Raw genomic sequence first — 17809 nt, 5'->3', positions numbered from 1 at the left:
CGCACCTGTTTGCGCGTACTCATTAGATATCTAAAGGGTACGTGTCTTCTAATGAACTAATCCCGATAAAAGAAACTCTCTTTTATCGGGATTTTTTTGTTTTACTTCTTATTAAAGAATGCTGCAAAGGGATTATACTTTGTACCGTCGTCGTCCTTCCGTGGGCGGGCTTCTGCAACGCGCCGCTCCGAACGGAGTGCGGGTTGCCGCTCACCACGGTGGCTTAGGTGTTTTTCTCCCTGTACGGCAGGGGCGCCACTGGCGGTTTTAACCGCAACGGTTTTTCCGTCCTTGGTTTTTACGGTGATCTTTTTTACTTCCGCCTTTTGCTTTGCAGTTAGCTTCCCCTGTACCCCGCTTTCGCTTTTCCGGCTAAGTGAGATACGGCGGCGCGCTTCATCAAGTGCAATAATCCGGCATTCCACAATATCGCCGACTTTTACTGCCTCAAGCGGATCGGAAACAAAGCTGTCGCTCATCTCGGAGATGTGCAACAGGGCGGTTTCCTTAATACCGAGGTCAACAAAGGCGCCGAAGTCCACAACGTTTTTGATCTTGCCCTTAACGGTCATGCCGAGTTTAAGGTCTTCAAACAAGAGAACGCCCTGCTGCATAATCGGCTTGGGGCAGTCCTCACGAGGGTCGCGGTTCGGTTTTTTCAGTTCTTCGATAATGTCGCTAACTGTTTGCTCGCCGAGCCGGTACTTTTCCTGCAGCTCCATTCGTACCTCTTTGGTTACCGGTTCATTTTTGCGAACAATCTGATAGATAACCTCCGCTGCAGGATAGTTTTCGGGGTGTACCCACGAGTTATCCAGCGGATTTGCGCTCTCCGGTATCTTCAAAAAACCGGCGCATTGTTCAAAGGTCTTTGGTCCCAAACCGCTGATATTATGAAGCTGCTCCCGGTCGGTAAAGATGCCGGTTTTTTCGCGGTGGCTGACAATTTTTTTCGCCAATCCACTCGTAATACCGGACACGTATTTGAGCAGCGAGGCACTTGCGGTGTTCAAATTCACACCGACATTGTTTACTACCGAACCGACAACCGCATCCAGCTCTTCTGAAAGTTTTTTCTGGTTTAAGTCATGCTGATAGAGCCCAACACCGATAGACTTAGGGTCGATTTTAACGAGTTCAGCAAGGGGATCCTGCAAGCGCCGCCCGATGGAGATAGCGCCGCGGATGGTCAGATCCAAGTCGGGAAATTCCTCGCGCGCCACATCTCCTGCGGAATACACAGAGGCTCCGTCCTCATCAACTACCGTAAACAGGACATCAGGGCAATGCGTTTTAATCACATCGGACACAATTTCTTGTACCTCGTGAGAGCCTGTCCCGTTGCCCACTGCGATGAGCTGTACCTTATAGTCTTTTACCGCCTTGAGCAGCGCCGCTTTTGCTTCCTCTGCCTTATGCTGGTAAATAACAAAAGAGCCGAGGTACTTGCCGGTTTCGTCTAGGGCGGCGCATTTGGTGCCGGTTCTGATACCGGGGTCTACGCCGAGTACGCGGGTTCCCTTAATCGGCTGCGTCATCAAAAGATGTTTTAAGTTTTCGCTAAAAATAGTAATGCCGTGGGTGTCGGCGTCTTCGCCTAAATTGCTGCGGATTTCGCGCAATACCGCCGGGCTGAGCAGCCGGACAATACCGTCCGCAATCGCTTCAGTGTGGTATTTGTTGTGCTGCACCGAACGGCTCTGTACCCGTGCGACCGCTTCGTCTACATCAACATTGATTTTTACTTCCAAAAAACCTTCACGCTCTCCGCGGTTGATGGCAAGCACCCGGTGCGGTTTAATCTGGTTCAGCGCTTCGGAATAATCCCAGTACATCTGATACACAGAGGTTTTCTGCGCTTCTTCATCCCCGATACCCTTCACTTCAAACATACCGGTTGCCATAAAGAAATCATGTACCGCTTTCCGGTTTTCAGTATCCTGTGCTGTTTCTTCGGCGATAATATCGGAAGCTCCCGCAAGAGCCTCCTCTACCGTCGGCACATTGAGCGTTTCGTCTTCGCAATCGGTTTTAACAAAGTCCTGCGCCCGTTTTACAAGCTCCGCTTCCTCCAATTCCTTCATTAAATCCGCTAAGCCCTGCAAACCGCGTTCAACAGCCAGCATACCGCGTGTCTTTTTCTTCTTTTTAAAGGGCGCCCAAATATCTTCAAGCTCTGCCAGCGTTGATGCCTTCATAATGTTGTCATAGAGCAGCTCAGTCAGCTTTCCTGCCGCAAACACACCCCGCACAATCTCAAGCCGCCGTGTTTCCAAGTTGACGTAGGATTTAAACAATTTATCGGAATCCCGAACTTGAACTTCATCGAGCGAACCGTGCATTTCTTTACGATACCGTGAAATAAAAGGAATCGTACACCCTTCGTTGACCAATGTGATAACTGCGGAAACCTGCTGCATCCTGATATTCAGCTCTTCCGCAACCTTTTTCATAATGTCGATCTCGTTCACAACAAGACCGTCAATAAACTCTTGTGTTAATTCCATGCGGATGAGTATACCTAATTTTAGCTTTTTTTTAAAGAGGAGAGGAGAAATAATGTCCCGTTAATCAATTATAGAGAAGTCGATCATTAAACCTCGAAACCGACAAAGAAACAATTAAAGGTATTGAAATAGAGGTATATTATGCCGGTTCACCATTTACGGCGTAATAAATGTGCCCGCCTTTGCCCAAAACTCGAGTTTATATACAGGAAGGAATTATCGGGCAGGGGGGATTTGAACCCCCGACTTCTTGGTCCCGAACCAAGCGCGCTACCCCTGCGCTACTGCCCGTTTGTGTGATTATATCTTAACGATTATAAAATAAAATATAAAATAAAAGCTCACCACTTGTGCGGTGAGCTTCTTCGGGAGCGACGGGGCTCGAACCCGCGATCTCCGGCGTGACAGGCCAGCGCGATAACCAGCTTCGCTACGCCCCCGTAATGGCGGTAATAATATACTGCTTGGAATAAAAAGTCAAGAGAAAATTACAAAAAAATTTCTCTATATAAATTGCAAGAGGTATTGACAAAAAGAATATTGGGCATCTACCTGCGCACAAAGATATTAAAGGCACAGCGGAGAGTACGGGCGGCAAATGCACAGTTCACGGCTGCATACAACGAAGATATTCAAGGTGCGAAGACGACAAAGACGCTGCTGCAAAAAAAAGGCACTACTATCAACTCTATTCGATGCAGTTCCTGCAAGAAGAAGAAGGCATACTGCAGAACGAAAGAACGTAATTGCTCCGTGTGAAAGTGGATACCTCTGTATTCCGCGCTGCGCCGTATTGCTTTTTATGAACCTTTACGCGACGGTTAAGTTCTTTACCCACCGTTCTTTTTTTAACTGATGTCCGGCGATGAGCAGCTTTAAAAAATCACTGAGCTTTGCAAGGCCGAACATTGCAACGGGTGAAAGCGCAGTACAGTAGGTAAAGATAATCATCACCGGTAGGAATACGATTGAGTTGACGCTGATATCCACCCATGCACCGAGCTGCGCATCGCCACCGGCGCGGGAAATTGCGAGCTGCGTGTTAAGGTATGACCACAGCGGCATATAAAGCGCGATAACCCATACGAGGTTCCGCGTAATGATATGCGAGGCGGGCGAAAGCCGGATAAACACAATGGGAATGATAAAAACGGTCAGCGCTTCGCAGATGCCGACAAAAATACCGAAGATAAAAAAGCCGGAAAGGAACCACCGCGCCTGCTTGCGGGCTTCATCTAATTTGTTCTGCCCCAGCGAGCTGCCGACAATGATACGCACACAGGTAAAAATAACCGGAAAGATTAAAAAGAAGATATTTGCAATCGTCCAACCGGCAGCCATACCTGCGACCACCTCCGCTCCGCCGCGACTGTTATACAGCGCCGCGACAATCGTTTCGGTACCTACCCACGAAATATCGGAGGCAAACACCAATCCGAGTTTTTTAAACATCTGCATAAACAGTTCCCAGCGTATTTTCCACAGCGCGGTAATCCGCACGTAGAACGCAGGCTTTTTAATATGCACGTAGATAAGCAGGAGTATAACTTCAAAACAGCGGGCTATCAGCGTCGCATAAGCCGCACCTTTTACCTCTAGCCGCGGCGCACCGAAATTTCCGTAAATCAAAATATAGTTCCCGCACGTGTTGATCAAAGTAGAGATAATCGCGCTGTACATAATGATCTTTACCATGCCAATATCGCGCAGGGAAGAGGTAATCGCGGTTGAAAAAGCTATCGGAATAAAGGTTAGAAGGATAACATGGAGATACCGCTGCCCTTCGGCTACAATTTCGGGCGCCTGCTGGTTTCCGTGTACCAAAAAACCGAGGATATATCCCGAAAAAAAGAATGAGAGAACCGTAAAGAGCGCGGCGCAGATCAGCATCATAATCTGCTTGAATCGATACGCCTGTTGCATTCCGCCGGTATCCTTCGCTCCGTTAAACTGGGACATAAACATACCGCCTGTTTCGGAAAAGGTGCTGATCGTCGTCAAAAAGAGGAAGGTAAATTGATTGGTGATATTGACCGCGCTCATTTTTATATCGCCCAGCCCGCCAACCATAAAATTATCAATCAGCGAAACGAGACTCTGCACAAAGGTCTGAATCATTACCGGTATGGCAAATCCAAGCGCTCGCCGATAAAAATGAGTCGGCCCAAGCGAAAATCTTTTAAATTGCATTTTCTGCTCTATAAATCATCCTTTAACGCGGAAGATTTTGCATAAGCCGTAGACTTTGCTTCGAAGAAGTCCGTTTTGATGAGGTTCGCGTTGCTGTATTGGCTTACCCAGCTCATGGAGACGGGTTCTTCGCGGTGCCCTTCGTATAAGGGTTCAAAGCCGAGGTTTTCGCAGCGGAGATTGCCGAGGTATTGAATGTAGTCGGTAACCATGCCGCGGGTCAGGCCGGGAATGTCATCCCCGATAACGTAATGCCCCCACGCAATTTCCTGCTCGCAGCCTTCGCGGATCATGCTGCGGAACAGCTCGTTGTTTTCCGGAGTGAACAGCTGCGGCTCTTCCTTTTGCAGCTCGTGGATAATCGAGCGGAACAACCACAGGTGTGTGTTTTCGTCGCGGTTGATGTAGCGGATTTCCTGCACGGAGCCAGGCATCTTGTTGTTGCGCCCAAGGTTATAGAAAAACATAAAGCCGGAATAAAAGTACACCCCTTCCAGAATATAATTGGCGACGGCAACCTTCAAAAGAGCCAGCGCGCTTTTATCATCCTGAAATTCATTGTATAAGTCTCCGATAAACTTGTTCCGCTTGAGCAGATGTTCATCATCCTTCCATTGATAGAGGATGGCTGTCCGCTCGTCGGGGGAGCAGATAGTGTCCAGCATATAGCTGTAGCTCTGCGAATGCACTGCTTCCTGAAACGCTTGAATGGTAAGGCAGAGATTCACCTCGTTTGCGGTGATGTATTGCCCGACATTCGGCAAGTTTGCCGTTTGGATGCTGTCCAAAAAAATGAGGAAGGACAGGATTTTATCGTAGGCAGTTTTTTCCGCGGGACTCAGCTTGCGGTAATCCTGCACATCGGTATTCATATTGATTTCTTCCGGTATCCAGAAGTTATTCATCGCTTGCCGGTACCACTCGCTCGCCCATGTATATTTCATATTATTAAAATCGTTGAGGTTGGTAGTGTTACCGCCTATCATCTTCCGTAAATGGACTTCGATGTCACCTGTTTCGTTAAAAAGTTTTTTACGGGCAAGTACGGTTTTGTTATCTATCATGATAATCTCCTATTTCCAACAGGTAATTGCTGAACACATTGATAACCGTTGTGTTTTCATAGACGGTTACCCGCGGCGCCTGTAAGTCGTAAAGATGAATATGCCCGTGTAAAAAGTAGCGCGGCTTAAACTTTTTTATGAACCATAAAAAGCATTTAAACCCTACATGGCACGGATCGGGACGGTCGTGAATACCGAAGGGCGCCGCATGAGCGACAAACACATCTAAATACCGTCCGTAACGCAGCTTGTTGTAAATGAGGCGCGGCACCAATGCAAGCAACTGCATCTTCATTTGATGTTCGGTGTACTGCCCGATATCGCTATTGTACCGGATACTTCCCGAAACTCCTGCAAAAAGCACATTGCCCTCTCGGCGTGTGGTAAAACCGAGATAGGTTGAACCGTATCCTTCAGTCCGCTCTTCCGCAATGGATTGCAGCGTTGCATTCGTCCTAAACTTTTTGTGATAATAGGGCAATGCGTTAAGATTATGGTTTCCGAACACAAAGAAGAGCGGTTTATTCAACGATGAAACGATAAATTCCAAATACTCCATCGGTAAATCCCCTGCCGAAATCACCAGATCGACATCTTGATACCGCTCTTTGATATTGACACTGTAAATGAGCGGATCAATTTGATCGGAAACACAGAGGATCTTCATGCTATATGCCTTTTATTGTTTTGAGGATTGACTCCAGTTTGTCTTTATCGATTAATTCAAACGGCCGATTTTCTGCAAAACTCAATGCAGCTCGCGAAAAACCGCTTGAGGTAATAACGACACCTCGCACCAACCCTTGAGTTTTCATCTGTTCATGCAGCGAGCGTAAAAAAGAATCACCGATGATGTCGCTATCCCGCGAATAAATAAAGAGTTTGGGCTGCTTGCGTACATTCATCCATTTTTCGGAGTTATCTTCCAATGCGATAATCGCACAGCCTTGTTTAATCTCTTTTTGAGACTGAACCGAAAGCGCAAAGGCTTGTTCCGTAACCGCTTTACAGAGTTTGAGGAACGCTTCCGCGCTGACGGTAAGATATTCCTTCATATAATCATTTGAACGGAGATCCCGATACTGGTTCAGTTTGTCCGCAACATCTTTATACTTCGGCGTTACCGTGTGGATTATCTCCCATTGTTCAATAGCCCTGTCAAGGTCTCTCATTTTTTCGTAGCATGCCGCAGCCGCATAACGGAGCCGCAACGTATCGGGATTCGTATTTTTTGCAGTTGTAAGTTTAAGCGCGCGATCAAATTCAAAAGCGGCTTTCTCGAGGCTGTTTGCATCAAGATAGCATAAACCGCGTTCGGTAAAACACTTTTGTCGAAGATCCGCATTGCGGGCTGCTTTTTCAAATGAAGCCAGCGCTTGCGCATATTCTTTTGATTCACGGAGCAGCCGCCCTTGATAGTACAGCGCAGTTGTATTATCCGGTTCAAGCTTCAATGCGGTAGCGATTTCCTGTTTTGCCTCGCTCATCAACTTATTGCGGAACAGAAGTAATCCGAGCGCTGCATGAGCCGCAGCATGTTTAGGATTAAGGCTAATCACTTGTCGGTAATGAAAAATAGCTTGTTCTGTTTTATTGAGTTGTTCAAAAAGCTGTCCGATTGCATAATAATATTCCGCATTTTGGGGATCGAGTTTTATCAGCAGCGCATATTCGGCAAGGGCTTCGGTATGTTGTTGAAAGCGTTCATACAGCTGTGCCGTTAAATTTCGGAATTCTTTTTCTTGCGCTTTCGATTCAAAGGTCGCCTTACTGATGGTTTTAAATTCCATCAATGCAAGTTCGGCACGACCGTCGGCCAAATAAGCCTTTCCAAGAAGATAATGGGCTTTCGTATCACGCGGGTTTTTTGCTATAATAGCTTTTGCCCGTTTAATTGCTGTCGCATACTTGCCGGCATTGATATATTTTTCTATTATAGCTGTTTTTTTCGGTGAAATAATCGAACGTATCAGTAAAAAAGCGAGTAATAGAATGAAAAAAGCAAGAACACTAATGAAACTAATAAGGTACAAAGACATAATTTTATGGTATAATTTTTGAGAGGTAATGTCAATGAAGCGTATTTGCCGTATACTATCGGCTCGGCAGTTAATTCCGATCATTATGTATCTGTTAACAGCTCTCACATCAGGCTTTACGGAGGATGCTTTAACGCAGGGAAAGAAATTGCTGCTGAATAATCAACCGGATAAGGCTGTTCCGCTTTTCTATAAGGCGGCGGCGGAAGGAAAGAACGATCCTAAAATCAATCTGTATTTGGGTGTATGCTATATCAGCCTCGGTAAATATGCTGAGGCCGAACAGCAGCTGTTGGCCGGCAAAAGTAAAGATACGGCGGGAGCCTATCTCTACTCCTATAATCTGGGAAATGTCTACTTTTTACAGAGCCGGTTTACCGAAGCGGAAGAGGCTTATACCGCAGCGCTGGCAGCACGCCGCGCCTATCCGCCGGCAGTATTGAATAGAGCGAATACCTATATTAAATTGGAACAATATCCGCAAGCATTGGAAGATTATAAATTTTATTTAAATCTCGACCCCGCTACTTCCCAAAGACAGGCAATTCAGCGTATGGTATCTCTTTTGGAATCGGAACAGCGTGAAGCGGAAATGATTCGAATGCAAGAAGAAGCGCGGAAGCTGGCGGAAGAAGCGGAGCGAAAGGCTGCAGAGGATCGGTATAAAAAGCTACAAGATGAAATAAATGCAAATTTACAATCGGTAGATAATGCTTCTTCTCTTTCCGTCGGTTCGGATGAAACGCTTGACTATTCGGAGGACTATAATCTTGAATGATTTACACAAATATTTAATCGGAACGGCAGCAGGTATTGTTCTATGTCTTTTAATTTGGGGCGGGTACTCTCTTATTTTCGGCGGAAAAGGGACAAATAATGTACCGATTTCAAAAAATGAACTGAACGGCGGCAGTATGGGAGCAGCTTCCGGGCAATCCTCCGATATTTTAGGAAATAACGATTTTTTTGTATCCGAAAATGACGGCAATGAGCTCACTCCGGAACAACAGGAACGGCTTTTGGCGGCACAAGCTGCCAATGAAAGTCTTGCAAAACAATACGGCGCTCAAGACGGAAGTAACGACGGAAGAGGCAAGCCCTATCCGGGAGTGTTCGGTGATGATGCGCTTGCGCTTAACCGCGGAATACAGGAGCAGGAAACGGGACAGGCAACCGGAAATCAAAAGCTTGAAGAAGAGCGCAATAGAGTACGCGACTACATTGTGCAAGGGAAAAGCGCCGCTCAAAAAAATCAGCTGGACAATGCGCTTACCGCTTTTGAACATGCTGATGAAGCGATGCCTGATGACAAAGATTTTGAAGCGGTCTCGTATTACGATATGGCATCATCACTCTTTTTATTATCGAAAACAGCGCCTGATGCTCAAACCGTTCAAAAAGCCCGCGATGAGGCGGAGCGGTATATAAAGAAGTCTCTTGCAGCTCGTAACAATACGGATGCCCGTGCGCTTTATAGTAATATTATAGACGAGTACCAAAAAGCGGCCGAAGCAAAACGGCAGCAGGCGCTGTTAGCCCAACAACAAGCGGCAGAACGCGCACGCAAAGAGGATCGAGCGGAACAGCAGCGAAGGCAGGTTGTGGAACTGATCGGACAAGGGAAGAATGCCGTAAACAAGCGGCAGCTGAATGGCGCTATATCCGCTTTCGATAAAGCGGCAGCCGCGATGCCGGACAATAAACAGTTCGCAAGCGATTCATACATGGATATGGCTGATGCAATGCTCAATCTTGCACAGCGCCTGTCAAATCCGAATGATTTACAGACGTCGCTAAATAAAGCCGAAAGCTATATTAAAGAAGCGCTCGCCGCACAGAACAACTCCGGCGCCCGCAATCTGTACGCTAAAATACTCGATGCACGCAAAGAGCAGGAGCGGCTTGCGCAGGCAAGAGCTGAGGCGCAGCGTAAACAGCAAGAACAGGCTGCCCAAGCTGCCGCGCAGAAAAAAGCTGAAGAACAGCGCAAAGAGCAGGAGCGGCTTGCACAGGCAAGAGCCGAGGCGCAGCGTAAACAGCAGGAACAGGCTGCCCAAGCTGCCGCGCAGAAAAAAGCCGAAGAACAACGCAAAGAGCAGGAGCGGCTTGCACAGGCAAGAGCCGAGGCGCAGCGTAAACAGCAGGAACAAGCTGCTAAAGCCGCTGCTCAGAAAAAAGCCGAAGAACAGCGCAAAGAGCAGGAGCGGCTTGCACAGGCAAGAGCCGAGGCGCAGCGTAAACAGCAGGAACAGGCTGCTAAAGCCGCTGCTCAGAAAAAAGCCGAAGAGCAGCGCAAAGAGCAAGAGCAGCCTAAAACCGCTGCACACAAACAGGTAGAAAACCTTATAGCGCAAGGGACAGCCGCAGCACAGCGTAAACAGCTGAATAATGCAATCCTTGCTTTGGACAGAGCAAGCCGCCTTATGCCTAAAGATAATGATTTTGCAGAAAAATCTTACCGCAAAATGGCTGACGCAATGTTTGGCTTGGCGGAAAATTCAACGGATAAGCAGACAAAAGCAGGTGCATTGAAAAAAGCCGATGAGTATATCAAAAAGGGACTCGCAGCAAAGAATACTTCCGAATCACAAGCCTTAGCTGCAAAAATTGCCGATGCGCAGTCGGCGCTGCAAGCGCAAACAAGCCCCTCTGCAAAACCGCAGACCGCACAGCAAACAAATGCGGCTGCTTCACGGCAAACACAACCAGCTGCACCGCAAAAAAACAATGCAGCAGCGAATAAGGCGAACCAAGCTAATACGGCAAATAATGCAAACACACAAGCGGCGGCTCAAGCCCGTGCAGCAGCCGAAGCTGCGGCCGCCAAAAAAGCACAAGCGGAGCTGTTAACTAAAAAACGCGAAGTAGACGCACTGGTGCAGCAAGGAAAAAAAGCCGCTGCAGCCGGTAATTTTGTCGCAGCGCAAAGCGCTTTCAGTAAAGCGGCGGGACAAATACCTTCCGGTGATGCGGTCTTTGCAGCTGAGCAGTACCGCGAAATGGCGGAGGCTATGCAGTCGCTTTCAAAGGCATCGCCGGCTAATAAAACTCAAGCGCTGAACGAGGCATCCGGTTATATTAAGAAATCGATAGCAGCTAAAAACGATGACGCAAAGGCTCATTATATATATGCTCAAATTGCAGATGTCCAAAACAATGCGGCGCTTGCAGTGCAGGAATTAGAGGCAGCCCGTCGGTTTGATCCGCAAAATGCTCAATACAATTATGAGTTGGGCAGAAAGTATTTTGCACAGAAAAAATATCCGCAGGCACGTACCGCTTTTGAGCAAGCGGTAAAATCAAATCCGCAATTTGAAGCGGCTTTTTTCAATCTCGGTATGACGCATAAGATTATGAATGCAAATGATGCCGCCCTTACGGCTTTTTCAAAAGCTGCTGCGTTAAAGCCGGATTACGTTCGGGCATGGATTGAAATAGCCCGTATGCAGGATAAAAAGCGCAATTACGGTGAAGCGATTAATAACTACCGAAAAGCGCTGGCGTTGGAACCGTCAAATACTTCCGCCTTAAAAGAGATGGCGCAAGTGTATTCAAAACAAAAGGATGCAAAACAAGCGGAGCGCTATTTTAAAGAAGCGTTAACGCTCGGTGATGCCGATCCGGTAACGTATTATAACCTTGCTGCGGTACAACTTGAACTCGGCAAGGCGGCAGAAGCGTTGCAAAATGCCCAAAAAGCATTAGCTGTTAACGATAAAGATGCCCGCTTCTTATACACGTATGGATTAGCGCTCGAAAAAAACAATCGGCTGCGCGAAGCCGAGGATTACTACAGCAGATCAGTTACAGCTGACGGAAACTATAGCAAGCCTCGTATCAACCTTGGGCGGATTCAGCTTGAAGCAGGGCGTCTTGATAGCGCGGAACAGCATCTATTAGCCGCATATCGGGCGGAGCCTTCAAATTTTGAAGTGAATATGAATTTAGGAAAGCTCTACGGGCTAAAAAATCAGTACGGAAAAGCTATCGATTATTATACAAATGCGATAAAAGCTACGCCGAAAGATATCGATGCACGGCAAAATCTTGCAGCTGTCTACTTATCAGCCGGGTTAAAAGAAAATGCGCGCGACACCTATCAGGCTATCATCAAAATAAATCCGCAAGCATGGGATAGTTACTATGAGCTTGGAAAAGTGTATATTAGTCTAGATAATAAAACGGAGGCAAAGGCGATTTTTGAGCAGTTACTTAAGCAAAAACCGAATTATCGCAATGCAGCCGAAGTTAAAAAGTTATTGGCTAATCTCTAAAAAATAGTAAGGCGAGGATAACGATTATGGCATCAGGAGAAAAGAAACGGTTATTAAATCTTCCTATTAAGTTGGTTTTAACGCAGGAAGGTTCAACTTTCTTTATTAAGCAAAATAAAAAGCTGCTGCGATTTACCTTGGCAGGGAATGTTGAAGAGTATGGAATCTCTTTGGATTCTTTTGTCCCCGATAACATTCAACGCCTCATCCTCGCAAACTATATTTCAAAGATTGAAATTTCACAGTCTGAACTGGTTTCTTTACGCCAAGAAATTATGGACTTGTCAAAATTGATTGTATTTTCTCTATTATACCGTCAGTACGATATGTTCATATTTAAACAGATTTTAGCTTCACCGGTACTAAAAAAATGGAATAGATTGAACCCTGCAAATATTATCGATGAAAAAACGCACATCAATCAACACTATTTGGCGGCGATTTTAAAGAAAAATGAAGAACTCATCTATACAACAAAGAAAGAAATTCTTGCTCCGCTGTCTGCCTTTATCAGTAAAGAAGATCTTTCCCCCGCAGATAAAAATATGAAGCTCTTCTTGAGCGAAAAATTCCTCAATAATCTCCGGCCGTTTATTTGGTTTATCATTACCAAGTTTAAATCAGCTCCGAATTTTGACCTCATCATACGGACAATCCGTACCAGCTTGAATGAATATATCGACAAAACCAAAATAGCAGAATATATCTCGCTTGTGCTGATGGAGTTGATTTTAAGCGCAGAAAACATGAATATGCGAAATGAGGCAAAGCAGCTTTTCCCGAATATCGAAGATCCTCAAGACGCGCTTTTCGATCCGAAAGTTCGCCAATTACTTATTGCCGAACTGAGAAGGAAGGAAGAGAAAGTCTTTGTTTCATGGAAAATCGGAGGAGGAAGTACCACTTCTATCGGGACACAGGGAAAGATGCAGATTTCAGTGTACAACAAAGCAAAAGCGAGTTCGTCGGAAGCAATAAAAGCAAGTATAAACGACATGAAGAAAGCGGATATTAATAAAAATTCGCTCATTGATTTTTATCGTGCGCTACCGGAAGGCTCGGATATTTGCAGTCTTGGAATGTACTATATTTCATATTTAATCGAGCAATGCGAAAGTAGAAATGTACACTTTGAATCCAGTGCAAACAAAGCCGCTTCCGATCTGACGGTTGTCAATCTTTCCTTTATGTTCTAGGCCGATGAAGCGCTTTTCTTTTCCGTGTCTGTTCTTTGTCGTGTTATTGTCGGCGGCCTGTTCATTTAATACACCATCCGTTACGCTTGTAAAAAAACAGCGGATATACAGCTATAACCGACAAGGCACCGTGACGGAGCGATTGGCTGCTTTTGTATTACTTGAAGACGGCGATGGAAGAAACGATTATAAAGACTTGACGTTACGCGAAGATGCTACCGGTCTTGAATGGTCTTGCCATCGGGAAAATACCGTTTTTTTACAGGAAGCAGCATATTCAAAGAATGCTCAATGGATAGGTTCAAATAAGTTCAAATATCCTCGCCGTTTTTTCTTTTCCCGCAGGGCAATATACGCTTACCGCTTCCGATTTGGGTGGGAATAAAACGGAGACCGCCTTTTCACTGCAAGCGGCGCCGCAGATACTCACTTTCTTACCCTTTGAATTTACGCTGGAAAATGAGCAATGGACGTTACACATTACCGATAGTGCAGCGTGCGCATCCTATTCTTTGATTATGCTGAGCGCCGATTTACAACCGCTTTCCGTGTATCAACTACAACCGAACGGTGGCGACCGGCAAAACGGATCGCTTGAAACGCTCGAAAATAGACCTACGGATGCGCGATATATCCAGTGTTTCGGAGAAAATACAGACCAATCGATCGGCTTTCTCAGTACACCGCTCCCGCTGCCGTAATTACTTTTCTGAATATTTAAGTTGACGATATTGTTAACTATGGTATATAATAAAAAGAATTAACAAGGAAAGCTTGATATGAGTGAAAGGTATCTATACCATCTCGTATTTTCAAACATATTATCAAAATGTCCATTCTTAAACATGAAAGAAAAGCAGTAATGAGATTTTCTTTTTATCGAAAAAAATTCCCTATAAAAGGAGATTTACCATGAAAAAGGCTGTTTCCATTCGCTTTAGGCTTTTGCGGGCAATCACTATAACGATCATTTCGATTATCAGCTTTATTAGCGCTGTTGTCGGCTATGAGCTTTATAAGAGAAATACCGAACAATTTAATGAGTTTACTGCTCAACAATTTTTCAATATCGAAAAATCGATCAAACTCCTCATTCAAAAAGGCGAAAACGTTGTAACCATGCTTGCTTCCCATCCTGCCGTACAAGGCGCTGATGAAACTATTTACAATTATACGATAGAAGCGCAAAAATCGGGAATAATATATACGCATACCGGAAGATCGGAGCGGGAGCTTGTAACACTGTTTAGAATTATAGAAAAAAGTTTTACCGAGTTTCAAGATGTCTATATGGGAACCCGATGGGGTGGAATAGCATCTTCATGGACTGGAGAAGATGAGCTAGGGTACGATCCCCGCCAAAGACCATGGTATAAACAGGCGGCAGAAGCGAACGGCGATATAGTTATCACACCGGTATATATTGCCACAGATGGTACTCCCGTCGTAGCGGTGACAAAGGCTGTAAAAGACAGTAATGGTGCATTGCTAGGGTGTGTCGGTGTGGATATCAATTTAACGGATTTAACATCGTTTATCAGCAGTATCAGAATTGGAGATACGGGATATTGTATGCTCGTACAGGATGACGGAATGATTTTAGCGGATGCAACCCATAGCGCATTCAATTCTAAAAACCTAAGAGATGTCAATGCTGCTTTCTCGGAAATCATTCAAAAAAAGGAAGGGACTGTTTCTATTACAGTGGATGGAAAAAAACAGAAAAGCCTATATCTTTCCGCTTCCCGAATTAGGATGGAAACTTATTATCATTGTAGAACAAAGGGAAATTCTCTCGTTGTTTTATGCGCTCGTCAGAATTATGCTCCTCATCGGACTACTGATGTTTGTTATTTATTTCACTTTGGCAATTATTGCCTCCCGGGCACTTAGACGTTATTTTGCACGGCTTGAGGCTATGTTTGCAAAGATTGCGGCAGGTGATCTTACCGACCGCATAACGATAAAACGCAACGATGAAATCGGACGGCTGATGATCAATTTGAATACGGCAACGGAGCATACCCACCGTATGCTCACCGTCTTAACAGAAGAGGCGGATAAAATGACTGCCATCGGCTCCGACTTATCAAGCAATATGGAAGAAACGGCGGCCGCAGTAAAAGAAATCGGCAGTAATGTTGCAACGGTAAAAGAAAAAGCTTTAATGCAAGCAACAGGTGTAACGGAAACGGCTGCGACCGGTGAGCAAATTCAAGGAAAATTAAGCCTGCTCGTTGAAGGAATTACAACGCAGTCGGAAAGCATTGCGCAGTCTTCGGCGTTAATAACACAGACCGCTGAGAATATCACTCATATCAACAAGGCGCTCGCTCAAAATGATGAATTGATTAAAATCGCATACGGTCAAATGAAAATCGGTAAAGATGGAGCGCGGACTGCAAATGAGATTGTTAAACAAATTGCAGAACGCTCCGAAGCCTTGCTCGAAGCGAGTCAGGTAATTCAGAATATTGCAAGTCAAACAAACCTTTTAGCAATGAATGCTGCTATCGAAGCAGCTCACGCAGGAGAATCAGGCAAAGGCTTTGCCGTTGTTGCCGATGAGATTAGAAAACTTGCCGAAGAATCCAACGTACAGGGAAAACAAATAGGCGCAGTTATTAAAGAATCGACGGAAATTATCGAGCAAGTTTCCAAGGCCGGTATGCAAGCGGAAAAGACCTTTACCGACGTGTACGAACTTATCAGCCAAATTTCGAGAAAAGAAGATTCTATTGTAGATCTGATGCATGAACAAGAGGAGAACGGATCGCAAGTTTTATCGGCCATCGAGACCATCAATAAGGTAACGAAAGCGGTAAGTTCCGCTTCCGTAGAAATGCTTGAAGGCGGTAGACAAATTGCTGCAGAGATGCAAAAACTAGCGGAAATTACACGGGAAACGACCGACAGCATGACCGAAATTGCTTCCGGCGCCGAACAAATAACCAATGCGGTAGAAGAAGTCGTGTCTATCACAGCGCAAAATAGAACCAGTATTGAGCATTTGGCGCAAGAGGTGGGAAAGTTTCGGATATAGCCTTAATCCGCCAATGCAACAACCGGATCCAGCCGAGCGGCTTTAACCGCCGGCCGGAGACCGAAGAAAATCCCAATGGTGATGGACACGGCAAATGCAATAACCGACCCTGATATATTCGGGCTAAAGACCATCTTAAAATTGTCGGACTGAAAGACGGTCTGTACCAAAAGTATGCTCAGTCCTCCGCCAAACAATATCCCGAATATACCGCCTGTCAAGCTCAACGTGGCGGATTCAACCAAAAACTGATTGCGGATAACCGCTTCGCTTGCTCCAAGTGCCTTGCGGATACCGATTTCCTTTTTCCGCTCTGTTACGGTAACCAGCATAATATTCATAATATTGATGCCGCCGACCAAAAGCGACATAACCGCGATCACCGTAAGCACGACGCTGACAAGCCCGATTTGCGAATTGATCCGGTTCATCAGATCTTTTTCCGAAAACGTCCATAAGGCGTTTTCTGTTTTGGCAAACGAATCGGAAAATGCCTTTATCTGCGCCGTTGCTTCGTCAATATATGCCGGATCGTAAATCTGCACCGAAGCAATATCCGAATTGTTTTTGCCGATACCCATATCCTCTGCAACAAATGACCGCGGCACCATAAAAGAACCGATATTGGAAAACCGATTGCGCGGCTTTACAACACCGCATACTTCAAATGAAAATGGAATAAACTGGCGCCCCTGATTATACGGAACGGTAAGTGTAACCCTTTTTCCAACCGCATTTCCTTCGGGGAACAGAACCTTTGCTTCATCTTCAACCAGAATAATCTTGTGCCGTCGGTTCGCAAAATCATCAAGGCTAAAGCTCTTCCCATAAGACCATTCGTACCCGTTTGCCTCAAGCGCACCGTATTCGATGCCGACTATCCGCTGATTTTTCAGATAAAATGAATTATGCGAAACCGTTGCGCTGAAAAAGCCTGAGTAAAATACATTTTTTACAAGCGGTACATTTTTTTCCAGTGCTTCGCGGTATTTTTCAGTCAGTTTGATATGGCTCTTTTGTTTATCAAAATCCCACCGCGGCTCAATTTGGATCATATTCATCGCATCAAGGTTGAATAATTTTGCCATACTGATCTGCATAGAGCTGCCGATGTTGCTGATAACCGTAACAACGGTAACACCGATTGCAATACCTAAAAGCGACAGTACCGTCCGCAATTTCTTACTGCGGAAATTACCGAACGCATTGATAAAATCTTCTAACATAGCTGATCCTCAGGGTAAACGCATCAGATTCTAGTAGTGTTCGCCCGCAGAATAAGTGAGGCTGTCCGTCCAGAGTTGAACCTCTTTGCGGTTCAAATGGCCGTCCAACCTCCCTTATTCTGCGGTATTTGAACTTATTGCTCTGATGTGTTTACCCTTCTTCCCTAAAAATAGTGCAAAATTTTATTCAAAATTTTGCACAAAAGGAATATTAAATTAAGCCACACAAATAGTGTGTCTTAATTTAATTCCGAGTTTGCCGTTCGGCAA

Annotated in this window: 12 protein-coding genes, 2 tRNA genes and 1 pseudogene; 7 read left to right on the top strand and 8 right to left on the bottom strand. The window is 45.4% G+C overall.

Annotated elements, in window-relative coordinates; translation table 11 throughout:
• Positions 1-101: 101 nt before the first annotated feature.
• From GWP40_RS03290 to GWP40_RS03280, 3 genes are all read right to left on the bottom strand, one after another.
• Positions 102-2507: a helix-hairpin-helix domain-containing protein gene (locus GWP40_RS03290; protein ID WP_212566035.1), complete on the bottom strand. Its 2406-nt coding sequence runs from the start codon at positions 2505-2507 to the stop codon at positions 102-104.
• A gap of 219 nt (positions 2508-2726) precedes the next feature.
• Positions 2727-2798: transfer RNA gene (locus GWP40_RS03285), tRNA-Pro, on the bottom strand.
• A 75-nt stretch (positions 2799-2873) separates the two neighbouring features.
• Positions 2874-2947 (bottom strand) — tRNA-Asp (locus GWP40_RS03280).
• A gap of 85 nt (positions 2948-3032) precedes the next feature.
• Here GWP40_RS03280 and GWP40_RS03275 point away from each other — a divergent pair.
• Positions 3033-3266, top strand: coding sequence for a hypothetical protein (locus tag GWP40_RS03275; protein WP_212566628.1), 234 nt, complete (start codon positions 3033-3035; stop codon positions 3264-3266).
• Positions 3267-3317: 51 nt separating this feature from the next.
• Here the strand turns inward: GWP40_RS03275 and GWP40_RS03270 are convergent, their stop codons facing one another.
• From GWP40_RS03270 to GWP40_RS03255, 4 genes are read right to left on the bottom strand one after another with little or no spacing between them, the layout of a single operon-like run.
• The gene (locus GWP40_RS03270; protein ID WP_212566034.1) at positions 3318-4697 is read right to left on the bottom strand and encodes an MATE family efflux transporter; all 1380 of its coding nucleotides are present in this window, start codon (positions 4695-4697) and stop codon (positions 3318-3320) included.
• Between the two features lie 8 nt (positions 4698-4705).
• Positions 4706-5761 carry a ribonucleotide-diphosphate reductase subunit beta gene (locus GWP40_RS03265; protein WP_212566033.1) on the bottom strand — a complete coding sequence of 352 codons (1056 nt, stop codon included), beginning with the start codon at positions 5759-5761 and terminating at the stop codon, positions 4706-4708.
• Entirely contained in the window at positions 5751-6428 is a 678-nt protein-coding gene (locus GWP40_RS03260; RefSeq protein WP_212566032.1) for a metallophosphoesterase, read from the bottom strand. The genes GWP40_RS03265 and GWP40_RS03260 overlap by 11 nt, the downstream gene beginning before the upstream one ends.
• A gap of 1 nt (position 6429) precedes the next feature.
• On the bottom strand, positions 6430-7800 hold the full coding sequence (locus GWP40_RS03255) for a tetratricopeptide repeat protein (protein WP_212566031.1): 1371 nt from the start codon (positions 7798-7800) through the stop codon (positions 6430-6432).
• Between the two features lie 34 nt (positions 7801-7834).
• Between GWP40_RS03255 and GWP40_RS03250 the strand changes: the two genes are divergently transcribed.
• From GWP40_RS03250 to GWP40_RS13370, 6 genes and pseudogenes are all read left to right on the top strand, one after another.
• The gene (locus GWP40_RS03250) at positions 7835-8578 is read left to right on the top strand and encodes a tetratricopeptide repeat protein (protein ID WP_212566030.1); all 744 of its coding nucleotides are present in this window, start codon (positions 7835-7837) and stop codon (positions 8576-8578) included.
• Positions 8571-12074, top strand: a complete 3504-nt coding sequence (locus tag GWP40_RS03245) for a tetratricopeptide repeat protein (protein WP_212566029.1) — start codon at positions 8571-8573, stop codon at positions 12072-12074. The genes GWP40_RS03250 and GWP40_RS03245 overlap by 8 nt, the downstream gene beginning before the upstream one ends.
• A 26-nt stretch (positions 12075-12100) precedes the next feature.
• A complete protein-coding gene (locus GWP40_RS03240) occupies positions 12101-13270 on the top strand; it encodes a DUF8084 family protein (protein ID WP_212566028.1) in 1170 nt (389 codons plus the stop codon).
• A 4-nt stretch (positions 13271-13274) separates the two neighbouring features.
• The gene (locus GWP40_RS12640; protein ID WP_230974572.1) at positions 13275-13655 is read left to right on the top strand and encodes a hypothetical protein; all 381 of its coding nucleotides are present in this window, start codon (positions 13275-13277) and stop codon (positions 13653-13655) included.
• Positions 13642-13971, top strand: a complete 330-nt coding sequence (locus tag GWP40_RS12635) for a hypothetical protein (protein WP_230974571.1) — start codon at positions 13642-13644, stop codon at positions 13969-13971. The genes GWP40_RS12640 and GWP40_RS12635 overlap by 14 nt, the downstream gene beginning before the upstream one ends.
• Before the next feature lie 211 nt (positions 13972-14182).
• Positions 14183-16313: pseudogene (locus tag GWP40_RS13370) on the top strand (methyl-accepting chemotaxis protein).
• A gap of 2 nt (positions 16314-16315) precedes the next feature.
• Here the strand turns inward: GWP40_RS13370 and GWP40_RS03225 are convergent.
• A complete protein-coding gene (locus GWP40_RS03225) occupies positions 16316-17539 on the bottom strand; it encodes an ABC transporter permease (protein WP_212566027.1) in 1224 nt (407 codons plus the stop codon).
• Positions 17540-17809: the final 270 nt, after the last annotated feature.

The organism is Treponema vincentii (assembly GCF_018336815.1).
Taxonomy (GTDB): Bacteria; Spirochaetota; Spirochaetia; order Treponematales; family Treponemataceae; genus Treponema.
Note: the sequence above shows the minus strand (reverse complement) of the source record. Positions and strands in the feature narration are given on the sequence as shown.

What these genes read in the sequence shown, in the direction of transcription:
- GWP40_RS03290 (WP_212566035.1), bottom strand. Translation starts at nt 2,507, where the DNA reads ATGGAATTAACACAAGAGTTTATTGACGGTCTTGTTGTGAACGAGATC.
- GWP40_RS03270 (WP_212566034.1), bottom strand. Translation starts at nt 4,697, where the DNA reads ATGCAATTTAAAAGATTTTCGCTTGGGCCGACTCATTTTTATCGGCGA.
- GWP40_RS03265 (WP_212566033.1), bottom strand. Translation starts at nt 5,761, where the DNA reads ATGATAGATAACAAAACCGTACTTGCCCGTAAAAAACTTTTTAACGAA.
- GWP40_RS03260 (WP_212566032.1), bottom strand. Translation starts at nt 6,428, where the DNA reads ATGAAGATCCTCTGTGTTTCCGATCAAATTGATCCGCTCATTTACAGT.
- GWP40_RS03255 (WP_212566031.1), bottom strand. Translation starts at nt 7,800, where the DNA reads ATGTCTTTGTACCTTATTAGTTTCATTAGTGTTCTTGCTTTTTTCATT.
- GWP40_RS03250 (WP_212566030.1), top strand. Translation starts at nt 7,835, where the DNA reads ATGAAGCGTATTTGCCGTATACTATCGGCTCGGCAGTTAATTCCGATC.
- GWP40_RS03240 (WP_212566028.1), top strand. Translation starts at nt 12,101, where the DNA reads ATGGCATCAGGAGAAAAGAAACGGTTATTAAATCTTCCTATTAAGTTG.
- GWP40_RS12640 (WP_230974572.1), top strand. Translation starts at nt 13,275, where the DNA reads ATGAAGCGCTTTTCTTTTCCGTGTCTGTTCTTTGTCGTGTTATTGTCG.
- GWP40_RS03225 (WP_212566027.1), bottom strand. Translation starts at nt 17,539, where the DNA reads ATGTTAGAAGATTTTATCAATGCGTTCGGTAATTTCCGCAGTAAGAAA.